The 1,943-nt window shown below is 65.1% G+C and carries 2 protein-coding genes; both read left to right on the top strand.

The features are described from left to right. Positions 1–62 precede the first annotated feature (62 nt). Positions 63–638, top strand: coding sequence for a TerD family protein (locus ACFTZL_RS44415; protein ID WP_193477742.1), 576 nt, complete (start codon positions 63–65; stop codon positions 636–638). 125 nt (positions 639–763) lie between these two features. Further along, a complete protein-coding gene (locus tag ACFTZL_RS44410) occupies positions 764–1,909 on the top strand; it encodes a DUF475 domain-containing protein (protein ID WP_382596205.1) in 1,146 nt (381 codons plus the stop codon). Positions 1,910–1,943: the final 34 nt, after the last annotated feature.

Here is a 1,943-nt window from a genome sequence, read left to right as displayed (position 1 = left end):
CGGTTTACGTGCGGCGCCGGACGTGCAGGACCACCTGAGAAACATCACCCGGGGAGGGAACCATGGGCGTCACGCTCGCCAAGGGAGGCAATGTCTCTCTGTCCAAAGCCGCACCGAACCTCACGCAGGTGATGATCGGGCTCGGCTGGGACGCGCGCTCCACCACCGGAGCCCCCTTCGACCTCGACGCCAGCGCCCTGATGTGCAGCGGCGGGCGCGTGCTCGGGGACGAGTGGTTCGTGTTCTACAACCAGCTCAAGAGCCCGGACGGTTCGGTGGAGCACACCGGTGACAACCTCACCGGTGAGGGCGACGGCGACGACGAGTCGCTCCTGATCGACCTCTCCAAGGTGCCGCCCCAGTGCGACAAGATCGTGTTCCCCGTCTCCATCCACATGGCAGATGAGCGCGGCCAGACCTTCGGCCAGGTCAGCAACGCCTTCATCCGCGTCGTGAACCAGGCGGACGGCCAGGAACTCGCCCGCTACGACCTGAGCGAGGACGCCTCCACGGAGACCGCGATGATCTTCGGCGAGGTCTATCGCTACCAGAGCGAATGGAAGTTCAGGGCGGTGGGACAGGGGTACGCGTCGGGGCTCCGGGGCATCGCGCTGGACTTCGGGGTCAGCGTCTCTTGACGCGATATGAGCAAAATCCGGGGGCCGGTGGGGTATGGAGGGGGCCGGACTAGACTTCGGCTTCAAAAGTTCGTAAAGCCGGGTACGGCGCGGGGGAGCCCCGTACACACACGATTGGGTAGCCAGTGGTTCTGAAAACCTTCGGGTGGTCGTTCGCGGTCACCGCGCTCGGCCTGGTCGCAGCGGTTCTCTACGGAGGGTGGACCGCGTTCGGCGTCGTAGCGATCCTGTCCGTCCTCGAGATCTCGCTGTCCTTCGACAACGCGGTGGTCAACGCCGGGATCCTGAAGAAGATGAATGCCTTCTGGCAGAAGATCTTCCTCACGATCGGCATCCTGATCGCCGTCTTCGGTATGCGACTGGTCTTCCCTGTCGTGATCGTCGCGCTCAGCGCCCAGCTCGGGCCGTTCGAGGCCGTCGACCTCGCGCTCACCGACAAGGACCAGTACCAGCAGTACGTCACCGACGCCCACCCGTCGATCGCCGCCTTCGGTGGCATGTTCCTGCTGATGATCTTCCTCGACTTCATCTTCGAGGACCGGGACATCAAGTGGCTCCGCTGGCTGGAGCGCCCGCTGGCCAAGCTCGGCAAGGTCGACATGCTGTCGGTCTGCATCGCCCTGATCGTCCTGCTGATCTCCTCGATCACCTTCGGCGCCAACGCCCACCAGCACGGCGGCACCCACGCCGACAAGGCGGAGACCGTCCTGCTCGCCGGTATCGGCGGTCTGATCACGTACATGATCGTCGGCGGCCTCTCCGGCTACTTCGAGGACAAGCTCGAAGAGGAGGAGGAGCGCGAGCACGAGGCCGAGGAGAAGGCCGAGCGCGAAGGCAAGCCCAAGTCGGCCGTCAAGCTGGCCGGCAAGGCCGCGTTCTTCATGTTCCTCTACCTGGAGGTCCTGGACGCGTCCTTCTCCTTCGACGGCGTGATCGGCGCCTTCGCCATCACCAACGACATCGTCCTGATGGCCCTCGGCCTCGGCATCGGCGCCATGTACGTCCGGTCGCTCACGGTCTACCTGGTCCGCGAGGGCACCCTCGACGACTACGTCTACCTGGAGCACGGCGCCCACTACGCCATCGGCGCCCTCGCCATGGTCCTGCTCGTCACCATCCAGTACGAGATCAACGAGTTCATCACCGGCTCCATCGGTGTCATCCTGATCGGCGCCTCCTTCTGGTCCTCCGTGCGACGCAACCGCGCCATCGCGGCGGCCGAGGGAAAAGCCGACTCGGACGAGAAGACTGAGGTCTCGTCCGGGGTGTGACACCCCTCCGGGCGAGGAACGCTCTGTGCGGGGC

The sequence above is a fragment of the Streptomyces sp. NPDC056948 genome (assembly GCF_042674225.1).
Taxonomy (GTDB): Bacteria; Actinomycetota; Actinomycetes; order Streptomycetales; family Streptomycetaceae; genus Streptomyces; species Streptomyces purpurascens.
This window is presented reverse-complemented; position numbering and strand designations above follow the sequence as displayed.

Coding starts and splice junctions, on each gene's coding strand:
- ACFTZL_RS44415 (WP_193477742.1), top strand. CDS start 63: ATGGGCGTCACGCTCGCCAAGGGAGGCAATGTCTCTCTGTCCAAAGCC.